Consider the following 21,195-nt stretch of genomic DNA (forward strand, 5'->3'; position numbering starts at 1 on the left):
CCTTGTGTGCGCGTACAAACAGATCCGGTACGTCACCCACACTCTCGCAGCGCAAAAAAACGGCGTGCGGGCCGTCGGTCGCTCCGACAGCCGGCACGCCGTTGCAGCGACGCTTACGCTTGCGCCGTTGCGCTTGCCAGTTCCTCGAAGCTCACTTCCTTGTCCGTCACCTTGGCCTTGCTGAGGACGAAGTCGACGACGTTGGCTTCAACGACGTACGCTTCCATTTCAGCAAGACGTTGCTGGTTCGAATAATACCAGCGGACGACTTCCTTCGGGTCTTCGTAACTTTTCGCGAATTCGTCGACTTCGGCACGAATCTGCTCCGGCTTCGCCTGCAGTTCATTCGCCTTCACGAGCTCGGCCAGCACGAGGCCCAGCTTGACGCGGCGCTCGGCCTGCTCCTTGAACATTGCAGCCGGGATCGGCGCGTCCTTGGCGTTCGGCACGCCACGCTGCTCCAGATCCTGGCGAGCCATAGCGACGAGGCGTTCCTGATCCTGTTCGATCAGCGCGTTCGGTACGTCGAGTTCCGCGATCTTCAGCAGCGCGTCCATCACCTGGTTCTTGACGATGGCTTGCGTGCGGCGCTTCGCTTCGCGCTCAAGGTTGTCCTTGATTTCGGCGCGCATCTTGGTCAGATCGCCGTCCTGGATGCCGAGCGATTTCGCGAATTCGCCGTCGACTTCCGGCAGATGCGGCCATTCGATCTTTTTCATCGTGATCGTGAATTGCGCCGTCTTGCCCGCCACTTCCTTGCCGTGGTAGTCGTCCGGGAACTTCAGGTCGAATTCCTTCGCCTCGCCGACCTTCAGGCCCAACGCGGCTTTTTCGAATTCCGGCAGCATGCGGCCTTCGCCGAGGACGAAGCCGAAGTCTTCGGCGCTACCGCCCTGGAATGCTTCACCGTCGATCTTGCCGACGAAGTCCACCGTCACGCGGTCGCCGTCTTTGGCGGCCGTGTCCGCCCCGCCGTCGCCGTGCTCGCCGGCTTCGCCGCGAGCGTGGAAGTGCACGCGCTGCTTGCGCAGGATGTCCAGCGTGCGGTCGATTTCCGCTTCGCTGATGCTGGTGGTGGTGCGCTCGATTTCAGCCGTGGCGACGTCGCCCAGCTTCACTTCCGGGTACACCTCGAACGTCGCGTCGAACGCGTAGCTGCCTTCAGCGGCGTCGGTCTTCGGCGCGAAGCTCGGCTGACCCGCGACACGCAGGTTCTCGGCGCGGCTGATGTCGAAGAATTCCTTGCCGACCTTGTCGCTCAGCACTTCGGCTTCCACCTGGCCCGAATACTGTTGCGTGACCATCTTGAGCGGCACCTTGCCCGGGCGGAAACCCGGCATGCGCACGTTCTTCGCGAGTTGACGGATACGCGAATCCACTTCCTTCTGCACGGCATCCTTCGGCAGGGAAATCGTCACGCGGCGTTCGAGCTTGCCGAGGTTTTCAACAACGTTAGCCATGGCTTCAATCGTCCTAAAATTATTCGAGCGAATCAGTTATCTTCTCCGTGCTGCCCGTCGATGTCGCTTCGCATCGATTTGCGCCGATTGCATCGATCGCGCACCTGCGCCGCGGGCTTGCAGGCCGCCGGCAGCACGGTTGAGTCCAAAGAGCCAAATATTTTAGCAAACTATTTGCGCGCCTAGCCGGGATTCGATGAATGCATCGAGTTTTCCCTGCATTCTGCGCGTTTTGCGGGGCATTTTCGGGTGGTTTTGGCACAGCGAGCGTGATTTGTCGCTGGCCTCGCTATCCGGTTTGCAGCGATCCTGCCTATGCCTTTCGACATATTCAGCCGACGTCCCCATGCTGATAAGCTAACGCACTCGGTCGGGCCGCCACCGCCGGTCACCAGCTGCCGGTCGCTTCATCGGCTCCAGCAACCGCTTACAACGACTCAAACCTCTCAGAGACACCATGCCGAATTCGTCGCCCTCGCCTGTCGTCGTCATCGCTCCCGATTCATTCAAAGGCTCGCTCAGCGCGGAACAGGTCGCGCAGGCGATCGCATCCGGCATCCAGCGTGCACGCCCCGACGCGAGCGTGCGCATTTGTCCTATGGCTGACGGCGGCGAAGGCACGCTCGACGCCATGCTCACGAGCGGTGGCGAGCGCCGCACGCTCAGCGTGCGCGGCGCGGCCGGCCCGACGCGCGCGGCGCTCACAGGCCTGCTCGCGGACGGCAGCGCAATCATCGAGACGGCGGAAATCGTCGGTATTACAGACCCAGTGGGCATGGGCGTGCCGGTCGAGGCGCGCAGCACGCGCGGCATGGGTGAAGCGATTCGCGCGCTGCTCGACGCCGGCGTGCGGCGCTTTTTCGTCGCGCTCGGCGGCAGCAGCACGAACGACGGCGGCGCCGGTCTGCTGAGCGGCCTCGGCCTCCAACTGTTCGACGCGCAAGGCAACGCGCTCGAAGGCACGCCCGAGCAGCTTGCACGTGTGGCCCGGGTCGATGCGTCGCTGCTCGACGCGCGGCTTGCCGACACGCAGTTCGTCGGCATGTCGGACGTCGACAATCCGCTGACCGGCGAGCACGGCGCGACCGCGATCTTCGGACCGCAAAAAGGCGTAAAGCCCGAACAGGTCGCACCGATCGACGCGGCGCTCGCGCGCTTCGCCGATCTGCTCGAAGCCGCGCTCGGCCACAGCGCGCGGGACCTGCCGGGTGCGGGCGCGGCAGGCGGCCTCGGCTTCGCGTTGCACATGCTCGGCGCTCAGTTCGAGCCGGGCGCGGAAACGGTCGCGCGGCAAATCGGCCTCGACGCGGCGCTCGCCGGCGCCGACTGGCTGATCACCGGCGAAGGCCGCTCCGACGTACAGACGCTGCACGGCAAGGCGCCCTTCATCGCGTGCGCGCATGCACGAGCCGCGGGCGTGCCCGCCACGCTGCTGTCCGGCGCGGTCGACCCCGCCGCACTGCCGCGTCTTGCCGAACACTTCAACGGCTGCTTTTCGCCGGCGCCTGGGCCGATCACGCTCGACGTCGCGATTCGCGACGCAGCGCGCCTGCTCGCCAACGAGGCCGAGCAGTTGACGCGCCTGAAATACGGCGCGCGTTGACCCGCGAAACGGTTGCCGCAACAATCACAGCGCCACGACGGTTCCACTCATCACGGGGTGACCATGAAGGACTCCGCCAAAGCCGGGCTCGAGCAGTTCCTCACGTATCGTCTGCATGTTTTGAACAAACTGGCCGAGCGCGGCATCAGCGCGCGCTACGCGGCGAAGCTCGACGTAACGCTGCCTGAAGCGCGTGTGATTGCGTCGGTGGGATCGTTCGGACCATTCTCGATCATGGAACTGGCACGCCATGCCAATCTGGACAAAAGCCAGGCGAGTCGCGCAGCCGAAGCGCTGATCCGGCAGGGACTCGTGCAGCGCGAGACGAGCGCCGCAGACGGCCGCGTCGTGCTGGTCTCGCTCACGCAGGAAGGCCGCGCGCTGTATCGCAAGGTGATGCCGATCGCGCGCAAATGGAACGGCGATATGTTCGACTGTCTAGACGAAGAAGAAAGGGCCGCTTTCGGCGCGGCGCTCGACAAGGTGATCCGCGCGATGAACGCGCGCGAGTGATGGCGCGAGACGAACCGGCCATGTTTGAAGAGCGCCGCCCGACGGCATCGGGCGGCGCGTGTCAAAATTGAGCATTGGCCAACGCGCCTTCACCCTCTTTTTCATCCAGGGACGTTTCAGTGGACATCAACAAACAGGTAGCGGCGCTCACCGCGTCGGAACTCCAGACCGCCGGCGCGAGCCAGGCAACCGCAATCGCGGTCAGCGTCGTGCTGCGTCATCTTCGTTCGCCGGAACTGGCGAAACTGCTGTCGTCGGCATTTGAAAATCATCAGGCCGTGATGCTGCAAACGCCGTGGCCGGACCAGATGCTGCAGGCATTCGAGTCGACGCGCCGCTTCCTCGAAGGTGCCGCGCATGCGGAGTTGCCGGGTTCGCAGGAAGCGCCGGGAACACCGGGCGCCTGAGTCGCGTGCTCGCAATGACAGGCCGCGGGGCAATGCTGCGGCCTTGCAGAGACCGTGCAGCAAAGAAAAAACCCCGCCGGTCCAAGGACTTGACGGGGTTTTTCTTGACTCCAATAAATGGTGCGAGGGAGGGGACTCGAACCCCTACACCCTTGCGGGCGTCAGGACCTAAACCTGGTGCGTCTACCAATTTCGCCACCCTCGCAGCCGGGTACGCCGCAATGCGTCGTGCCCGATGTCCTGTGCACTTCCAGACGCGCCAAACAACGTGCCCGAAAGCGTAAGCGCGAGATTCTAACCGATTGATTCGCGCTTGTCTGCACCCAGCGGTATCTGCGCGCGCGGCGCCGATGCTACAATTTTCGGCTCGCCGGGACGGGCGCCGCAAAGGACGCCAGCGCCCTTCTCGCCAGCCCTTCCCCACACTCTCATCCCGTGAATTTCGACGACTATTGCCAGCAGAAAGCGGCGCCCCCAGGATCGAGCACCTACTATGCGCTTCGCCAGGCGCGCGCAGCCAGTCAGCCGCTGTTGACGGCGCTCTTCGCATTGCGTCGCGAGTTCGAGGAAACGGTCAAGGAGACGAGCGATCCCGCGGTCGGCCGCACCAAGCTCGCGTGGTGGCAGAAAGAAATTGCGGCGCTCGCCGCGGGCTCGCCGTCGCATCCGGTGTCCAAGGCGCTCGCGGCCTACCTGCCCGACGCGCAGGCCGAGTATCCCGCTCTACAGGAACTGCTCGCGGGCTTCGAGATGGATCTCGACCAGGCACGCTATCTCGACTATCCGAACCTGCGCCGCTATGTGCGCGGGGTTGGCGGCAATTTTGCGTCGCTGGTGTCGCGCGCTGCGGCAGCCGGATCGACCGACGATGCCGCGCAAGCGTCGACGTGGGCGGCTCCGCTCGGCGAGGCGCTGATGCTCGCGCAGTTCGTCGCCGAAACCGGCAACGATGCGCGGCACGGCCGCATCTACGTTCCGATCGACGAGATGCAGCGCTACAACGTCACCGCCGCCGATCTGATCAACCGCAAATACACCGACGCGTTCACCGAGCTGATGCGCTTCGAGACGCACCGCGCGCGCGATGCCGTGCAGAGCGCGCTCGCCGCGGTGCCCGCCAGCGCGCGGCGCGCTCAGCGCACGCTGCTCGCGCTCGCGGCGCTCGCATTGGCGCTGCTCGATGAAATCGAGCGCGACGGCTATCACGTGCTGCATCAACGCATCGCGTTGACGCCGATCCGCAAACTATGGATCGCGTGGCGCGCGAAGTAGCCTGACAGCGAGGCGCGTCGATTCGCGCCCGTCCGCTCACACCCGCAGCAACGGCAGCGACTCGAACCGCTGCTGCAGAATCGTCGATGCGTCTAACCCCCACCAGGGCCCGAGCACTGTCGCATAAATGTGGCGAAAATCCACGCCGACCGGCAGGTTGCCATTTCCGTCGAGCCGCGCGAGCATCGGCGATACGCCATACAAACCGCCCCGCACGCGAGCACCCGTCACGAAGTGCGGCGCCACCGTGCCGTGGTCGGTGCCGTTGCTCTCATTCTCGCGCGGACGGCGCCCGAACTCCGCATACGTCATCACGAGCGTATCGCTCCAGCGGCCCAACTCGACGAGCGCGGCCTGCATCGCCATCATCCCTTCCGCGAAGTGTTGAAGCAATGCGGCGTGCTGTCCGCGCTGGTTCTGGTGCGTATCGAAACCGTTCAGCGTTGGCCGGATCACGGCCACGCCCTGGCCGCTCCACGGCGGTTCCATTCGCTTGCGTCCGGCCGCAACCATCCTCCGGCTGTCCGAAGCGGCCAGCACCTGCATCGCCGTTTTGATCGAACTGCCGAACGCGCCACCTGGAAATGCGGTCTTCAACTCAGGCACCGGCGTCGCGAGTCGCGATGCCCCGACGAACGGCGTGCGATTGACCAGCGCGATCGCGCGCGCGCCATTTGCGAGCGGCCCCATTTCGGCGCTGCCGATGACGACGCCGTCGGCAGCGAAATCGAAGGGCACCGGCTTCATCGCGAACGCGCGCGTAAGCCAGCCGTCCCGCAGATACTGATCGGCGCGCGACGCGGTATCCCAGATCTCGATCGACCGGAAATGCGACAGGTTCGGCTGCGCGTAGCCGACACCCTGCACGATCGCGAGTTGCCGGCTGCGCCACAACGGCATCAACAGCTGCAACGCGGGATGCAGCGCGGTGCGCTCGTCGAGCTGGATCATCTGTTCGCGTCTGATGCCGATGTTTTTGCGCAGCGTGTAGTACGCGGGATCGGAGAACGGGATCACGGTGTTCAAACCGTCGTTGCCGCCTTTGAGTTCGATCAGTATCAGCAGGTTGCTGTAACCACGCCCCCGCACGAACGGCGCTTTCGATTCATCCCCCCACTGCGCAGCGTTCGCGTCCTCTGCGCCGATCCCGCGACACAACCACAGCGATGCACCGGCGGCCGCGCTCATCGACAAAAAGCTGCGTCGTTCCATGCTGCACCTCGTCGTGATCATGATGGCGCGTGTCGGGCCGCCCGTTGCATATGCGCGAGCCAAATCGCGATGTCAAAGCGTACGCCACCCCGGCCATTGCGCGCCATGACGCGCTGCAGCGGCGGGCGGACCTGATTCGCGGCAAGCGCTGGCGCGCCATTCATGCGCGGCGCCCCTGCACTGCCGGTTGCGCGAACCAGTTGGTCGACGAACTGCCTGTGTGCGAGCAGCGTCGAGCTACTGATCCGCGACCGAACGCGCGAATCGGTGCGACGAACCGCTAGGTCGTCGTAACCGACATCGAATGCGCGCAACGCGCCGATCATGAACTCGACTGGCGGCGAAGGCATGTCCGACCCTCTCGCACTCAGCTTGCACGTAATAGTCCGTAACGCTGTTCGAGCCGCATTCGTTGCTCGCGACGCTGACCCGGCCTCCATGTGATGCGCTCGGCGCGCATTGGAATCGGCTCGAACACCCAGTCGGAAAGCGGTGATTTCGCTTGGCTGCGGGAGCTTTCGCGCGACGCTCAACACACACGTTGAAATGGTTCGCCAACGCGGGTCCATTACGAGTCACAACTCGAGCAGATGCTGGCGACTCAACGGAGCAGCGGATCAGGAAGTGGAAGCGGAAGGTGCAACAGGACTACTCATGCGACGATGCGCGCGCTGAGATCAACGCTTGTACAACTCGCGCACGGCGTCTTCGATGTGCTGCCGCAGCAGCCGACGCTCTTCGGGCGTCATATGCCCGTCGCGGCGACGTTGATCGAGGTCAGGGGGAACCGCGGTACGCAACATCACGTCTGAAGCGGGGTGATCGATGCTCGGGTTGCGGTGGCTGGGTTTGCCATTGCCGGAGCGGGGCGCATGCTCGCTCGCCGCTCTATCCGCGGACGGCTGCGCATGGGCGAGCGTCGGGCCCAGTGTGCCTGCGAGCGTACCGGCAACCGCCAGTGCAATCACGCTCAGGCGCACATTTGGCCAAACCCCTCCCTTCATTTTGTTCCCTTCGTGGCGCGGCAACCGGCTACCTCAGATGCGTATACAAACCCCGGTAACAGCCGGGTACGAGAGTTTTGTCGAGTGAAGTATCCACCGAACAGCCGCATTCAGTAAAGGAGTCTAAACGCGCATACTTTACGTCGCGCCATACCGCGGGTAAATTTTGTAACTGACTGTAACCCCAGAAATGGTGTAACCGCGCACCACTTTCTAATCGCGCTAAGATGCCGACCATGGAAACCAAAAACCCTTCGAAAATCCTCGTCGTCGACGACGATCCACGCCTGCGCGATCTTCTGCGCCGCTACCTCGGTGAGCAGGGCTTTAACGTCTACGTCGCCGAAAATGCGCCGTCAATGAACAAGCTCTGGGTGCGCGAGCGCTTCGATCTGCTGGTGCTCGATCTGATGCTGCCCGGTGAGGACGGCCTGTCGATCTGCCGCCGTCTGCGCGGCAGCAACGACCGTACGCCGATCATCATGCTGACGGCCAAGGGTGAGGATGTCGATCGCATCGTCGGACTCGAGATGGGTGCCGACGACTACCTGCCCAAGCCGTTCAACCCGCGCGAACTGGTCGCGCGCATTCACGCGGTGCTGCGCCGTCAGTCGCCGTCCGAGTTGCCGGGCGCGCCGTCCGAGACCACCGAGGTTTTCGAGTTCGGTGAGTTCGCACTGAATCTCGCCACCCGCACGCTGACCAAGGCCGGCCAGGAAATTCCGCTTACCACCGGTGAATTCTCGGTGCTGAAGGTGTTCGCCCGTCATCCGCGTCAGCCGCTGTCGCGCGAAAAGCTGATGGAGCTCGCACGCGGCCGCGAATACGAAGTCTTCGACCGCAGCCTCGACGTGCAGATTTCGCGTCTGCGCAAGCTGATCGAGCCGGATCCGGGCAGTCCGCGCTTCATTCAGACCGTGTGGGGCCTCGGCTACGTGTTCATTCCCGACGGCGCAGCCTGAGTTTGTGCTCCGTTTTCATGTCGACCAGAGTAGGCGTTTTAGCTGTCGATCAGAGTTCGCGCTTCAGTGCGTCACCTGGTCCCATGCAAAGCGCCTGCTTCGGTCCCATATAGTTTCTGTCTTTGACTCCAGATAAGAAGGGCCCATGCGGATCGACCGGCGCCTCCTGACGCTCGCGTTCGGCGGCCTTTTCTGGCGGACCTTTCTGCTGATCGCGCTGTTGATCGCAGTCAGTCTCGCCGCGTGGTTCCAGAGCTTTCGCGTGATCGAGCGGGAGCCGCGTGCGCAGCGCGTGGCTTTGCAACTCGTCGCGATCGTCAAACTCACGCGCACCGCACTCCTCTATTCCGATCCCGACCTGCGTCGCGCGCTGCTGCAGGATCTGGAGAGCAATGAAGGGGTGCGCGTGTACCCGCGCGAAGCCACCGACAAATACAAACTCCAGCCCGACGAATCGCTGAATCGTCTGATCGAGCACGACATCCGCGGCCGTCTCGGCGACGACACCGTGATCGCGCAGAGCGTCAACGACATCAACGGCGTATGGATCAGCTTCAAGATCGACGACGACGACTACTGGGTCGCGCTCGACCGCGATCAGCTCGATAACGCGACCGGCCTTCAGTGGGCCGGCTGGGGCGTGTTCGCGCTTGCGCTGTCGCTGTTCGGCGCGGCGTTCATCACGAGTCTGGTGAACCGGCCTTTTGCGCGTCTCGCGATGGCCGCGCGCCGGGTCGGCTCGGGGCAATCACCCGAGCCGCTCCCCGAGCGCGGCATGGGCGTCGCCGCCGAAACCAATCGAAGCTTCAACCAGATGGTGCGCGACCTCGAACAGCTCGAGGCCGATCGCGCGCTGATGCTCGCGGGCATCTCGCACGATCTGCGCACGCCGCTCGCGCGGCTGCGGCTCGAAACCGAAATGAGCCCGTCCGATCAGGCCACCAAGGACGCGATGGTCGACGACATCGAGCAGATGGACATGATCATCGGCCGCTTCCTCGACTACGCGCGTCCGGTGCAGCGCGTGCCGGAACCGGTCGACCTGTCGGTGATCGCAAGCGAGCTCGCCGCGCGGATGCAAAGCGAGGACAGCATGCGGCTGATCACACGGCTCGCTCCGTCGGCGGTGATCGAGGCCGATGAAACCGACATGCGCCGCGTGGTCGGTAATCTGCTCGAGAACGCCCGCAAATATGGTCTTAGCGACGGCGATGGTGTGCCACACGTGATTCTCGAAACGCGCGTGTCGCATTCGCGCGTCGAACTGTCGGTGGTCGACGAAGGCCCCGGCATTCCCGAAGACCAGCTCGCGCTCGTCACGCGGCCGTTCTATCGCGTGAATTCGGCGCGCACCCAGGCCAACGGCACGGGCCTCGGCATGGCGATCGTGCAGCGGCTCGTCGCGCGTTATCGCGGCGCGCTGCGGTTGCGCAACCGCTCGCCCGGACCTGGGCTTGAAGTGACGATCGAGTTTCCGCTCGCAAAGAGCGCGTGAGTCGACGGCGCGCGACACGGCGCGCCGTCGTGATTCGAAGCACGACGCTTTGTACGACTTCCGAAGGAGCCTTTGCATGAAAACCGTTGGCGACAAACTCGAAGCGTTCACCGTCATTGCCGCGAAACCGGGCTTCAATCATCACGAAGAACACGGCGTCTCGGCGTTCGAATACATCACCGATCAATCGTTTCCAGGCAAGTGGAAAATCATCTACTTCTATCCGAAGGATTTTTCGCTGATCTGCCCAACGGAAATCGTCGATTTCAGCAAGCTCGTCAAGGAGTTCGAGGACCGCGAGGCAGTGCTGCTCGGCGGCAGCGTCGACAATGAATACGTGAAGCTCGCGTGGCGCCGCGAGGACAAGGCGCTCGACAGGCTCAACCACTACTCGTTCGGCGACGTGAAAGGCGAGCTGATCGACCAGCTCGGCGTGCGCGACAAGGAGGCGGGTGTCGCGCTGCGCGCGACCTATATCGTCGATCCGGACAACACGATCCAGCACGTGTCGGTCAACAATCTATACGTGGGCCGTAATCCCCAGGAAGTGCTGCGCATCCTCGACGGCCTGCAAACGGACGAACTGTGTCCGAGCAATCGGACGATCGGCGGCGCGACGCTGTAAGCGGAACCGCCGGTCACTCAAACAAAAAGCCCTCTCAGTTCCTGACCAGCAACACCGCGGCCTGCGCCTCGATGCCCTCGCCGCGGCCGAGATACCCGAGCTTCTCGTTCGTCTTCGCCTTGACGTTCACGCGCTCGATCGGCAGGCCGAGGTCCGCCGCAATATTCGCGCGCATCCCTTCGATATGCGGCGCGAGCTTCGGCGCCTGCGCGATCACGCTGCTATCGACGTTGCCGATCGCAAAACCCGCCGCCTTCACGCGCGCCACGCATTCGCGCAACAGCACGCGGCTGTCGGCGCCGGCGAACTTCGCGTCGGTATCGGAGAAGTGGCGGCCGATATCGCCCAGCGCGGCCGCGCCGAACAGCGCGTCGGTGATCGCGTGCAGCAGCACGTCCGCGTCCGAGTGACCGAGCAGCCCACGCTCGTACGGAATCGTCACGCCGCCGATGATCAACGCGCGTCCCGGCACCAGCGCATGCACGTCGTAGCCTTGCCCAATTCTGAAATCCATATGCATCCTCAAGTGCTGAAGCTTTTAAAGCTTCTTTAAAGCCTTCTCAAATCTTTCTATTGAGCAAATACGAGGTATCACGAACCGCCGGCGCGGCTCAGAATCGCCTCGGCCAGATCGAAATCTTCCGGATACGTGACCTTGAAATTGCGCAGACTGCCTTGCACAAGCTTCGGCGCATGCCCCGACCATTCGATCGCGCTCGCTTCGTCGGTCAGATCGTGGCCGTCGGCCTGCGCGCGCAGGATCGCCTCGCGCAACATGCCGATGCGGAACATCTGCGGGGTCTGCGCCTGCCACAAGCCGTCGCGTGCCTCGGTACGGGCGATGCGGCCATCGGCCGACGCGCGGTCGATACGCTTTAATGTATCGGCGACCGGCAGCGCCATGATGCCGCCGACCGCGTCGTCCTTTAGCGTTCCGATCAGCGTGCGGATCAGCGCCGGCGTGATGCCGGGCCGGGCTGCGTCGTGCACGAGCACCCAATCGTCGTCGTGGGCGCCGAACTCGGCGAGCGCGTGCAGACCGTTGAGCACCGACGCCTGGCGCGACGCGCCGCCCACGCGCCGCACCGCGAAACGCAGATTGCCGAAGCGGCGCGCGTCGAAGTGCTGGTCGTCGGGCGCGATGACGACTAGCGTCTGCGTGAATTCGCTGCACGCGTCGAACGCGGCGAGCGAGTAGTGCAGCATGTCGCGGCCGGCGACAGTGCGGTATTGCTTGGGCATCGCGGCGCCGGAACGGCTGCCGGTGCCCGCGCACGGGATCAGGGCGAAGAGACGGGAAGTCACGAGTGCGGATGCCGCCAGGTCAAAGTAAAGGACGGATTTTATAATACGTCCTTCGCATTCACGCCCGTGGACGCGTAAACTTGGCCGTCGTGTGAGCCCCGAGCCGCTTTCTCTCCTTTATGCCAGACATCGCCGCAACCTCGCAGTCCTCCTCGCCCGTCGCGCTCGTCAAGGCCGGCCAGCGTTTCGCCTTCGACGGCACGCGCGGTTCGTCCGACGCGCTGCTGATCGCCCGCTACCATCTCAGCTATCGAGAGAAGATGCCGCTGCTGGCGGTGGTCTGCGAAAGCGCGGTCGACGCGCAGCGGCTGTCGCAGGAAATCGGCTTCTTCGCGCCCGACGCGCGCGTGCGCCTGCTGCCCGACTGGGAAACGCTGCCTTACGACACGTTTTCGCCGCACCAGGACCTCGTGTCCGAGCGTCTCGCGACGCTGCACGATCTCGGCGAAGGCCGCTGCGACATCCTGCTCGTGCCGGCCACGACGGCCTTGTACCGGATGCCGCCGGCGTCGTTCCTCGCCGCCTACACGTTCTCGTTCTCGCAGGGCGAGCGGCTCGACGAAGCGAAGCTGAAGGCGCAGCTGACGCTCGCCGGCTACGAGCACGTGAGCCAGGTCGTGCGTCCCGGCGAATACTGCGTGCGCGGCTCGCTGCTCGATCTGTTCCCGATGGGCTCCCCGCTGCCCTACCGGATCGACCTGTTCGACGACCAGGTCGACTCGATCCGCGCGTTCGACCCCGACACGCAGCGCAGCCTCTATCCGGTCAAGGACGTGCGTCTGCTGCCGGGCCGCGAATTCCCGTTCGACGAAGCCGCGCGCACCGCATTCCGCAGCCGCTGGCGCGAGACCTTCGAGGGCGATCCGAGCCGCGCGTCGATCTATAAAGACATCGGCAACGGCGTGCCGTCGGCGGGCATCGAATACTATCTGCCGCTGTTCTTCGAGGAAACGGCCACCCTCTTCCATTACCTGCCCGACGGTTCGCAGCTCGCGTTCGTCGGCGATCTGGACGCGGCGATCCGGCGCTTCACCAACGACACCAAGCAGCGCTTCAACTTCCTGTCGCACGACCGCGACCGGCCGATTCTCGAACCGCAGAAGCTGTTCCTGTCGGACGAGGATTTCTTCACGTTCGCGAAGCCGTTCGCACGTCTCGTGCTGCCCAGCAACGGCGGCGGCGCCTGGTCGATCGCTTTGCCGAACCTCGCGATCGACCGTCACGCCGACGACCCTGTCTCGGCATTGCGCGCGTACCTGAGCACGACGCCGAACCGCGTGCTGTTTGCCGCAGAATCGGCGGGCCGCCGCGAGACGCTGCTGCAACTGCTCGCCGACAACCAGCTGAAGCCCGCCTCGGCCGACAGCTTCGCCGACTGGCTCAAGAGTGATGCGCCGTTCTCGCTCGGCGTCGCGCCGCTCGCGAACGGCTTCGCGGTGCCGGGCGACGGCATCGCAATCATCACCGAAACCGAGCTGTACGGACCGCTCGCGCGCCGCGCGGGACGCCGCCGCCAGGAACAGGCGAGCAACGTCGATTCGATGGTGCGCGATCTGTCCGAGCTGAAGGTCGGCGATCCGGTGGTCCATTCGCAGCACGGTATCGGCCGCTACATGGGTCTCGTGACGATGGACCTCGGCGAAGGCGAAACCGAGTTCCTGCACCTCGAATACGCGGGCGACAGCAAGCTCTACGTGCCGGTCGCGCAATTGCACGTGATCTCGCGCTACAGCGGCGCCGATCCGGAAAGCGCGCCGCTGCACTCGCTGGGTTCGGGCCAGTGGGAAAAGGCCAAACGCAAGGCCGCGCAGCAGATCCGCGACACCGCCGCCGAACTGCTCAACCTGTACGCGCGCCGCGCCGCCCGCGAAGGCCACGCGTTCGCGCTCGAACCGAAGGACTATGTGAAGTTCGCCGAGAGCTTCGGCTTCGAGGAGACGCCGGACCAGGCCGCCGCGATCGCGGCCGTGATCGGCGACATGACGGGCGGCAAGCCGATGGACCGGCTCGTGTGCGGCGACGTCGGCTTCGGCAAGACCGAGGTCGCGCTGCGCGCGGCGTTCATCGCGGTGATGGGCGGCAAGCAGGTCGCGCTGCTGTCGCCCACCACGCTGCTCGCCGAACAGCACACGCAAACCTTCAGTGACCGCTTCTCCGACTGGCCGGTGCGCATCGCCGAGCTGTCGCGCTTCAAGTCGACCAAGGAAGTGAACGCGGCGATCCAGCAGATCAACGAAGGTTCGGTCGACATCGTGATCGGCACGCACAAGCTGCTGTCGTCCGATGTGCAGTTCAAGCGGCTCGGGCTCGTGATCATCGACGAGGAGCATCGCTTCGGCGTGCGTCAGAAGGAAGCGCTGAAGGCGCTGCGCGCGGAAGTCGACGTGCTGACGCTGACCGCGACGCCGATTCCGCGCACGCTCGGCATGGCGCTCGAAGGCCTGCGCGACTTCTCGGTGATCGCAACGGCGCCGCAAAAACGCCTTGCGATCAAGACCTTCGTGCGGCGCGAGGAAGACAGCGTGATTCGCGAAGCGATGCTGCGCGAGCTGAAGCGCGGCGGCCAGGTCTACTTCCTGCACAACGAAGTCGAGACGATCGAGAACCGCCGGCAGATGCTCGAAGCACTCGTGCCCGAAGCGCGCATCGCGGTCGCGCACGGCCAGATGCACGAGCGCGAACTGGAACGGGTGATGCGCGACTTCGTCGCGCAACGTGCGAACGTGCTGCTGTGCACGACGATCATCGAAACCGGCATCGACGTGCCGAGCGCGAACACGATCCTGATCCATCGCGCCGACAAGTTCGGTCTCGCGCAATTGCATCAGCTGCGGGGCCGCGTCGGCCGCTCGCATCACCAGGCGTATTCATATCTGCTCGTGCATGATCCGCAGGGGCTCACCAAGCAGGCGCAACGACGGCTCGAAGCAATCCAGCAGATGGAGGAACTCGGCTCGGGCTTCTATCTCGCGATGCACGACCTCGAGATTCGAGGCACCGGCGAGGTGCTCGGCGACAAGCAGTCGGGCGAGATTCACGAGATCGGCTTCCAGCTTTATACCGACATGCTCAATGACGCGGTGAAGGCGCTGAAGAACGGCAAGGAACCGGACCTCACCGCGCCGCTCGCGGCGACCACCGAGATCAACCTGCATTCGCCAGCGATCCTGCCGTCGGACTATTGCGGCGACGTGCAGGAACGTCTGTCGCTGTACAAGCGCCTCGCGAACTGCGAACACAGCGATTCGATCGACGGCATCCAGGAGGAGCTGATCGACCGCTTCGGCAAGCTGCCGCCGCAGGCGCATGCGCTGGTGGAGACGCATCGTCTGCGGCTCGCCGCGAAACCGCTCGGCATTTCGAAGATCGATGCCGGCGAAGCGGTGATCGGCCTGCAGTTCATCCCTAATCCGCCCGTCGACGCGATGCGGATCATCGAGATGGTGCAGAAGCACAAGCACATCAAGCTCGCAGGTCAGGACAAGCTGCGTATCGAAACGCGCAGCCCGGATCTCGCGGTGCGCGTCGCGACGGTCAAGGAGACCTTGCGCGCGCTCGGTTCGCCGAGCCGCGGCACGGCGGCGGCGCCCGCGCGCTGAGGGCCCTGAAGCAGCAATAAAACGGGGGGACGTCCCCCGTTTTTTGCATCGATGCTGCGCTGCGCCAACGCACGGCGGACTTTTTGGCTACCTTACCAAAATGCAATATGGGATATGATCGATAGACACAAAATGATGGAGTCATGTCATGTCTCACGTCGCTGAAACAGCGCAATCGTCGCAGTCGTCCGCCTCCTCCGCTGCTCCCGCTTCTCCGGTATCTCTGCCCTGGGTCACCCGTCTCGTGTCGATGGACACGGTGAGCCGCAATCCGAATCTCGGCCTGATCGAAACCGTGCGCGACGAACTGCGCGCGGTCGGTATCGACGCGACGCTGACGCACGGCAAGGGCGGCAAATGGGCGAACCTGTTCGCGACGATTCCCGCGCACGATGGCGAAACGAACGGCGGTGTCGTGCTGTCGGGCCATACGGACGTCGTGCCGGTGGACGGCCAGCAATGGGACAGCGATCCGTTCAAGCCCGAGATTCGCGGCGACAAGCTCTACGGCCGCGGCACCTGCGACATGAAGGGTTTCATCGGCGCGGCGCTCGCGCTGGTGCCGGACATGCAGCGTACCAGGCTCGCGAAACCGATCCACTTCGCGCTGTCGTTCGACGAGGAAGTCGGCTGCGTCGGCGCGCCGCTGATGATCGCCGATCTGATGAAGCGCGGCGTGAAGCCGGACGGCTGTATCGTCGGCGAGCCGACCAGCATGCGCCCGATCATCGCGCACAAGGGCATCAACGCGTATCAGTGCTGCGTGCGCGGCCAGGCCGCGCATTCGTCGCTGACGCCGAAGGGCTTGAACGCGATCGAGTACGCGGCGCGCCTGATCTGCTACATCCGCGACATGGCCGACCAGTTCCGCGCGCAAGGCCCGTTCGACGAACTGTACGACGTGCCGTTCAGCACCGCGCAGACCAGCACGATCACGGGCGGCAACGCGATCAACACGGTACCGGCCGAATGCCAGTTCCAGTTCGAATTCCGCAATCTGCCGACGCTCGATCCCGAGCAGATCTTCGCGCGCATCGACAGCTACGCGCGCGACACGCTGCTGCCGAAAATGCTGCGCGAGCATCCATCGGCCGCGATCGAGATCACGAAGATCGCCGCGGCACCCGGACTCGATTCGTCTGAGCAGGCCGCGATCACGCAACTCGTGCGCGCGCTGACGGCCGACCAGGACAAGCGCAAGGTTGCGTACGGCACCGAGGCAGGCCTGTTTTCGAACGCGGGGATTCCGAGCATCGTCTGCGGTCCCGGCGACATCCAGCAGGCGCACAAGGCGAACGAATTCGTCGAGCTCGAGCAGCTCGTCGCATGCGAGCGCTTCCTGCGCAAGTTCATTCACAGCATGTCGGTCGACGCCGCTTAGCCCGTCTCGTTGCAGCGGCGCGCAGCCGCGGTGAACCTGCGCGCCGCGCCACGGGTCTGAGCGACATCGACGACTCCGGAGCGACCGCCATGTCCAGCGCCATGCAGCAGCACACGGATCACACAATCGACGGCGAGCCGATCCCTACGCTCGACGACATCGCCGCGCAGCATTTCGCATTGACGCCGTGGGTCGCGCGCACGCCGGTGTTCGACCGGCTCGACTTCTCGTCGCTGCGCGGCACCGTCGTCAATTTCAAGTTCGAACTCTTGCAGGCGGGCGGCAGCTTCAAGGCGCGCGGCGCCTTCACCAACCTGCTCGCGCTCGACGACGCGCAGAAGAGCGCTGGCGTGACCTGCGTGTCGGGCGGCAATCACGCGGTGGCGGTCGCTTATGCGGCGATGCGGCTCGGCGTCAGCGCGAAGGTCGTGCTGTTCAGCGCGGCGAACCCGGCGCGCGTCGCGTTGTGCCGTGCATACGGCGCCGACATCGTCTATGCCGAAGATCTCGCTGAAGCGTTCGAACTGGTGCGACGCATCGAGGCCGAGGAAGGCCGTTATTTCGTGCATCCGTTCAACGGTTATCGCACGGTGCTCGGCTCGGCGACGCTAGGCTACGAATGGGCGACGCAAACCCCCGACCTCGAAGCGGTGATCGTGCCGATCGGCGGCGGCGGACTCGCGGCCGGCGTGTCCACCGCGCTGCGGCTCGCGAATCCGAACATACACGTGTACGGCGTCGAACCCGAAGGCTCGGATGTGATGAGCAAGAGTTTTGCCGCCAACCATACGGTCCGAATGGGCCATATGTACAGCATCGCTGATTCGCTGATGTCGCCGCATACCGAGCAATACAGCTACGAGTTGTGCCGCCGCCATATCGATCGGCTCGTCACGGTGTCCGACGATCAGTTGCGCGAAGCGATGCTGATCCTGTTCAATCAGCTGAAGCTCGCGGTCGAGCCGGCTTGCGCGGCCGCCACCGCCGCCTTGCTCGGACCGTTGCGCGAACAGTTGCAGGGCAAACGCGTGGGCGTACTGCTGTGCGGCGCGAACATCGACCCGGTCAGTTTTGCCGCGCATCTGGAGCGTGCGCGTCATGGCGAGTCACAGTTTCCTCATTAACGACGCGCGGCGAATGCACTTGTTGCGTCAGGACCAAAGCACTAGCCTATCCGCTTCAGGTTGGTATGATTCGGCTATTCATATCAGGGAGGTGTGTGTATGAGCATGATCCAGGAATTTAAAGAATTTGCCCTCAAAGGCAATGTGATGGATCTGGCGGTCGGTGTGATTATTGGCGGCGCATTTTCCACCATTGTCAATTCCGTGGTTAAAGACCTGATTATGCCGGTCGTCGGGCTCGCTACCGGCGGCTTCGATTTCTCCAATCTGTTCGTTCGCCTCGGTCATATTCCGCCGACTTACAAAGGCAACCCCGAATCGTATAAAGACCTGCAGACGGCCGGCGTGGCGGTGTTCGGTTACGGCTCGTTCATTACCGCGACGATCAATTTCATCATTCTCGCGTTCATCATCTTTCTGATGGTCAAGTTCATCAACAAACTGCGCAAGGAGCCGCAAGCTGCTCCGGCGGAACCGCCGCCGACGCCGGAAGACGTGCTGCTGCTGCGCGAGATCCGCGATTCGCTAAAAAACCAGCAGCGTTAATTGTTAAATAAAGCTCGGTTTCAAACACCCGAGCCGGTGAAATAAAAAAGGCCTGTTGCGACTCACTTCGCAACAGGCCTTTGTCTTTTCACTTTGCTTTCAGCGCACTACCCTTTATCGAGCTTCACGCATTCTTTTGCGCCTTCAATTGCGCGGCGCTTTCGATCATCGCTTCGAGCTGGCCGAAATTGACAGGCTTCGTCAGATGCGAAGTAAAGCCCGCACTCAAACAACGGCGCACGTCCTCGTCGGTGCCGAAGCCGGTCAATGCGACGGCTGGCACGTCGGAACGTTCGCGAAACGCCTCGATGAAATCGAGGCCGGTGCCATCGGGCAACCCGACATCGCTGACGACCAGATCGAAGCTCTGCAACTGCGTCGCCGCAAGCGCATCGTCGATGCGCCCGACCACCGTCACCTGATGACCCAAGCCGCGCATCAATTGGGCCATCACGTCGGCGGTATCGGCATGATCCTCGATCAGCAGCACGGTCAGCGAACTCGCTGGCTGCACGGTGCTCGGCACGATGACCGGCGGCGCGGCGGCCGGCGCGGCCGCGGTCGGCAGCGTGATCGTGAAGGTCGCGCCGCAATGCGGTCCTGGACTCTGCGCGGTCACGGTGCCGCCGTGCACGTCGGTCAGCGCCTTCGTGATCGCGAGACCGAGACCCAGCCCGCCGAACTGCCGCGTCATGCTCTGGTCGCCCTGCTCGAACGCGTTGAACAGCTTGCCGATCTGCTCCGGCTCGATGCCGATGCCGGTGTCTTCGACCGAGATTTGCACCTGCATGCGTTCGTCGCGCGTGCGGACATAGATGTGGCCGCCGTCCGGCGTGAACTTCGCGGCATTGCGAATCAGGTTCCACAGCATCTGTTGCAGACGCGCGCGATCGGCGAGCACGTAGTGATGCGTCGCGCGCTTGTCGACATGCACGTCCTGCTGCTTGACCTGGATTTCGCTGCGAAAGAGTTCGAGCACGCTGTCGATCACGTCGTGCACGTCGACGGTTTCCAGCGACAGCCGCAGCTTGCCGTTCGCGACGCGCGTCAGATCGAGCAGATCGTCGATCAGCCGCGCCTCCAGCTCGACGTTGCGGCGGATCATCCGCACGCTCGCGCGCGCCTGCTCGGGCAGATCGGAGATCATCTCGAGCACGCTCGCGCCCGCCAGCACCGGCGTGAGCGGCGTGCGCAATTCGTGCGACAGCATCGCGAGAAAGCGGTCCTTCGCGCGGTTCGCTTCTTCGGCGGCCTGGCGCGCGGCCTGCTCGGACTCGAGCAGCCGCTCGCGCTCCTCGATCGCCTCGCGCTGCGAGTGAATGTCGGTACAACTGCCGAACCATTTGCTGACGTTGCCATCGGCATCGCGCAACGCGACCACGCGCATATCGAACCAGCGGTACTCGCCGTCGTGGCGGCGAATCCGCATCTCGTGCCGATAGTCGCCGTCGCGGCTCGCCACGGCTTTGAGCCAGCTTTGCCGGATCTGCTCGCGATCGCCGGGATGCACGGCGTCGAGCCACGCAAGACCATGCGAGCTGTGTTCGGGCAAGCCGGTGTAGTCGTACCATTGCTTCGACAGGAAGTCGCAATCACCGGCCGCATCGCAGGTCAGCACCAGGTGCGGCAACGTCTCCGACAGCGTGCGGTAATGCAGCTCGCGATCGCGCAGCAGCAGCGCTTCGTCGGACGCGCGTTGCAGCCGCACCTGCGACAGCACGCGCTCCACGGCCTCCGGCAGATAGTCGAGATAGTCGCCCGACTTCGGCACCACGTCGGACACGCCCGCGCGCAGCGCTTCGATCACGCGCGACTCGTCGGTGAAGCCGGTCACGAGGATCGCCGGAATGCGCACGCCCTCCGCGCGCAGACGCCGGAAGAAATCGAGCCCGGTCTCCGGCCCGTTCAACTGATAGTCGAGCACCAGCAGATCGAGGCCGCCACCCGCGAGCCGCTCGCGGGCCGCCTCGACACCGGCGCAGATCGCCACCCGGCAACCGGCGCGTTCGAGCGACTTGCGCGCGAGCCGCAGGATGCCCTCGTCGTCATCGACGACGAGCACGTAAGCGGCATGCGGCGTGGACACTTCTTCGGTCATGCAGAATGCTCTGTGGCTAAGGTCAGTGCTTATGTTGTCATGAACGGCTTTCGGACGCCTTCAGGCCGGCGCGAGCCGATGCCCCGGCGGCAGCTTGACCACTTGCAGAAAAAAGCCCAGCCGGCGCACGGCTTCGACGAACGTATCGTATTCGACCGGCTTGCAGACGTAGACGTTGCAGCCGAGTTCGTAGCAGCGCGCGATTTCGCGCGGATCGTCGGTGGTGGTCAGCACGATCACGGGCACGGCGGCGGTCTCGGGGTCTTTCTTCAGACGCCGCAACACCTCGAAGCCGTCGACGCACGGCATCTTCAGATCGAGCAGCACGACGAAATTCGCCAGATTCTGGCGCGGCGGATACGGCTGGCCGTCGGTGTCGGTCAATGTCTCAGCGGACGCGGGGCCGAAGAAGTAATCGAGCGCCTGCTGGCCGTCGCGAAAGCGCACGAAGCCGTTCGAAATGCCGGCACGGCGCAGATTCCGCTCGACGAGCGTCGCGTGGCCGTCGTCGTCTTCGATCAGAACGATGCTGACCGTTTGCGCGTGATTCATAGGCTCTCCGTGCCAACGATTCGTCATCCATGCCCGC

The 21,195-nt window shown here is 64.1% G+C and carries 18 protein-coding genes and 1 tRNA gene; 11 read left to right on the plus strand and 8 right to left on the minus strand.

Features of this window, described 5'->3' with window-relative positions; translation table 11 throughout:
- Positions 1–113: 113 nt before the first annotated feature.
- Positions 114–1,460, minus strand: coding sequence for a trigger factor (tig, locus tag ACLFKU_RS11220; protein ID WP_368585938.1), 1,347 nt, complete (start codon positions 1,458–1,460; stop codon positions 114–116).
- A gap of 457 nt (positions 1,461–1,917) precedes the next feature.
- On the opposite strand from tig, the gene ACLFKU_RS11225 reads away from it, so the two are divergent.
- The 3 genes from ACLFKU_RS11225 (at position 1,918) to ACLFKU_RS11235 (ending at position 3,983) form a co-directional block, all read left to right on the plus strand.
- Complete coding sequence (locus tag ACLFKU_RS11225) at positions 1,918–3,063, plus strand: glycerate kinase (RefSeq protein ID WP_410849144.1); 1,146 nt, start codon at positions 1,918–1,920, stop codon at positions 3,061–3,063.
- A 63-nt stretch (positions 3,064–3,126) separates the two neighbouring features.
- Positions 3,127–3,576 carry a MarR family winged helix-turn-helix transcriptional regulator gene (locus tag ACLFKU_RS11230; protein ID WP_368585940.1) on the plus strand — a complete coding sequence of 150 codons (450 nt, stop codon included), beginning with the start codon at positions 3,127–3,129 and terminating at the stop codon, positions 3,574–3,576.
- Between the two features lie 119 nt (positions 3,577–3,695).
- On the plus strand, positions 3,696–3,983 hold the full coding sequence (locus tag ACLFKU_RS11235) for a hypothetical protein (RefSeq protein WP_368585941.1): 288 nt from the start codon (positions 3,696–3,698) through the stop codon (positions 3,981–3,983).
- Between the two features lie 118 nt (positions 3,984–4,101).
- On the opposite strand, the gene ACLFKU_RS11240 is transcribed toward ACLFKU_RS11235, so the two are convergent.
- Positions 4,102–4,188: transfer RNA gene (locus ACLFKU_RS11240), tRNA-Leu, on the minus strand.
- 230 nt (positions 4,189–4,418) lie between these two features.
- On the opposite strand from ACLFKU_RS11240, the gene ACLFKU_RS11245 reads away from it, so the two are divergent.
- The gene (locus ACLFKU_RS11245) at positions 4,419–5,255 is read left to right on the plus strand and encodes a squalene/phytoene synthase family protein (RefSeq protein ID WP_410849145.1); all 837 of its coding nucleotides are present in this window, start codon (positions 4,419–4,421) and stop codon (positions 5,253–5,255) included.
- 36 nt (positions 5,256–5,291) lie between these two features.
- Here the strand turns inward: ACLFKU_RS11245 and ACLFKU_RS11250 are convergent, their stop codons facing one another.
- Both ACLFKU_RS11250 and ACLFKU_RS11255 read right to left on the minus strand, forming a co-directional pair.
- Positions 5,292–6,467: a DUF1501 domain-containing protein gene (locus ACLFKU_RS11250; RefSeq protein ID WP_410849146.1), complete on the minus strand. Its 1,176-nt coding sequence runs from the start codon at positions 6,465–6,467 to the stop codon at positions 5,292–5,294.
- A 677-nt stretch (positions 6,468–7,144) separates the two neighbouring features.
- Entirely contained in the window at positions 7,145–7,471 is a 327-nt protein-coding gene (locus tag ACLFKU_RS11255) for a hypothetical protein (protein WP_176108610.1), read from the minus strand.
- Positions 7,472–7,698: 227 nt separating this feature from the next.
- Between ACLFKU_RS11255 and ompR the strand changes: the two genes are divergently transcribed.
- The 3 genes from ompR to ACLFKU_RS11270 all read left to right on the plus strand — a co-directional run bounded on the left by ompR (position 7,699) and on the right by ACLFKU_RS11270 (position 10,553).
- The gene (gene ompR, locus ACLFKU_RS11260) at positions 7,699–8,433 is read left to right on the plus strand and encodes a two-component system response regulator OmpR (RefSeq protein WP_006048917.1); all 735 of its coding nucleotides are present in this window, start codon (positions 7,699–7,701) and stop codon (positions 8,431–8,433) included.
- 145 nt (positions 8,434–8,578) lie between these two features.
- Entirely contained in the window at positions 8,579–9,928 is a 1,350-nt protein-coding gene (locus ACLFKU_RS11265) for an ATP-binding protein (RefSeq protein ID WP_013089393.1), read from the plus strand.
- A gap of 76 nt (positions 9,929–10,004) precedes the next feature.
- Complete coding sequence (locus ACLFKU_RS11270) at positions 10,005–10,553, plus strand: peroxiredoxin (protein ID WP_368585945.1); 549 nt, start codon at positions 10,005–10,007, stop codon at positions 10,551–10,553.
- 34 nt (positions 10,554–10,587) lie between these two features.
- Here the strand turns inward: ACLFKU_RS11270 and ispF are convergent, their stop codons facing one another.
- A complete protein-coding gene (gene ispF / locus ACLFKU_RS11275; RefSeq protein ID WP_368612116.1) occupies positions 10,588–11,067 on the minus strand; it encodes a 2-C-methyl-D-erythritol 2,4-cyclodiphosphate synthase in 480 nt (159 codons plus the stop codon).
- Positions 11,068–11,144: 77 nt separating this feature from the next.
- The gene (gene ispD / locus ACLFKU_RS11280) at positions 11,145–11,858 is read right to left on the minus strand and encodes a 2-C-methyl-D-erythritol 4-phosphate cytidylyltransferase (protein WP_368585947.1); all 714 of its coding nucleotides are present in this window, start codon (positions 11,856–11,858) and stop codon (positions 11,145–11,147) included.
- Positions 11,859–11,977: 119 nt separating this feature from the next.
- Between ispD and mfd the strand changes: the two genes are divergently transcribed.
- From mfd to mscL, 4 genes are all read left to right on the plus strand, one after another.
- Positions 11,978–15,457 carry a transcription-repair coupling factor gene (mfd, locus tag ACLFKU_RS11285; RefSeq protein ID WP_368585948.1) on the plus strand — a complete coding sequence of 1,160 codons (3,480 nt, stop codon included), beginning with the start codon at positions 11,978–11,980 and terminating at the stop codon, positions 15,455–15,457.
- 148 nt (positions 15,458–15,605) lie between these two features.
- On the plus strand, positions 15,606–16,838 hold the full coding sequence (gene argE, locus ACLFKU_RS11290; protein ID WP_410849147.1) for an acetylornithine deacetylase: 1,233 nt from the start codon (positions 15,606–15,608) through the stop codon (positions 16,836–16,838).
- An 89-nt stretch (positions 16,839–16,927) separates the two neighbouring features.
- Positions 16,928–17,962: a threonine/serine dehydratase gene (locus ACLFKU_RS11295; protein ID WP_176377838.1), complete on the plus strand. Its 1,035-nt coding sequence runs from the start codon at positions 16,928–16,930 to the stop codon at positions 17,960–17,962.
- 99 nt (positions 17,963–18,061) lie between these two features.
- Complete coding sequence (mscL, locus tag ACLFKU_RS11300; RefSeq protein WP_368585950.1) at positions 18,062–18,508, plus strand: large conductance mechanosensitive channel protein MscL; 447 nt, start codon at positions 18,062–18,064, stop codon at positions 18,506–18,508.
- 124 nt (positions 18,509–18,632) lie between these two features.
- Here mscL and ACLFKU_RS11305 read toward each other — a convergent pair whose 3' ends face one another.
- A complete protein-coding gene (locus tag ACLFKU_RS11305; RefSeq protein WP_410849148.1) occupies positions 18,633–20,606 on the minus strand; it encodes a response regulator in 1,974 nt (657 codons plus the stop codon).
- A gap of 60 nt (positions 20,607–20,666) precedes the next feature.
- A complete protein-coding gene (locus ACLFKU_RS11310) occupies positions 20,667–21,158 on the minus strand; it encodes a response regulator (RefSeq protein ID WP_368585952.1) in 492 nt (163 codons plus the stop codon).
- Positions 21,159–21,195: the final 37 nt, after the last annotated feature.

This window comes from Paraburkholderia sp. EG304, assembly GCF_046543485.1.
Lineage (GTDB): Bacteria > Pseudomonadota > Gammaproteobacteria > Burkholderiales > Burkholderiaceae > Paraburkholderia > Paraburkholderia youngii.

Coding starts and splice junctions, on each gene's coding strand:
- tig (WP_368585938.1), bottom strand. CDS start 1,460: ATGGCTAACGTTGTTGAAAACCTCGGCAAGCTCGAACGCCGCGTGACG.
- ACLFKU_RS11225 (WP_410849144.1), top strand. CDS start 1,918: ATGCCGAATTCGTCGCCCTCGCCTGTCGTCGTCATCGCTCCCGATTCA.
- ACLFKU_RS11230 (WP_368585940.1), top strand. CDS start 3,127: ATGAAGGACTCCGCCAAAGCCGGGCTCGAGCAGTTCCTCACGTATCGT.
- ACLFKU_RS11250 (WP_410849146.1), bottom strand. CDS start 6,467: ATGGAACGACGCAGCTTTTTGTCGATGAGCGCGGCCGCCGGTGCATCG.
- ACLFKU_RS11255 (WP_176108610.1), bottom strand. CDS start 7,471: ATGAAGGGAGGGGTTTGGCCAAATGTGCGCCTGAGCGTGATTGCACTG.
- ompR (WP_006048917.1), top strand. CDS start 7,699: ATGCCGACCATGGAAACCAAAAACCCTTCGAAAATCCTCGTCGTCGAC.
- ACLFKU_RS11265 (WP_013089393.1), top strand. CDS start 8,579: ATGCGGATCGACCGGCGCCTCCTGACGCTCGCGTTCGGCGGCCTTTTC.
- ACLFKU_RS11270 (WP_368585945.1), top strand. CDS start 10,005: ATGAAAACCGTTGGCGACAAACTCGAAGCGTTCACCGTCATTGCCGCG.
- ispF (WP_368612116.1), bottom strand. CDS start 11,067: ATGGATTTCAGAATTGGGCAAGGCTACGACGTGCATGCGCTGGTGCCG.
- mfd (WP_368585948.1), top strand. CDS start 11,978: ATGCCAGACATCGCCGCAACCTCGCAGTCCTCCTCGCCCGTCGCGCTC.
- argE (WP_410849147.1), top strand. CDS start 15,606: ATGTCTCACGTCGCTGAAACAGCGCAATCGTCGCAGTCGTCCGCCTCC.
- ACLFKU_RS11295 (WP_176377838.1), top strand. CDS start 16,928: ATGTCCAGCGCCATGCAGCAGCACACGGATCACACAATCGACGGCGAG.
- mscL (WP_368585950.1), top strand. CDS start 18,062: ATGAGCATGATCCAGGAATTTAAAGAATTTGCCCTCAAAGGCAATGTG.
- ACLFKU_RS11305 (WP_410849148.1), bottom strand. CDS start 20,606: ATGACCGAAGAAGTGTCCACGCCGCATGCCGCTTACGTGCTCGTCGTC.
- ACLFKU_RS11310 (WP_368585952.1), bottom strand. CDS start 21,158: ATGAATCACGCGCAAACGGTCAGCATCGTTCTGATCGAAGACGACGAC.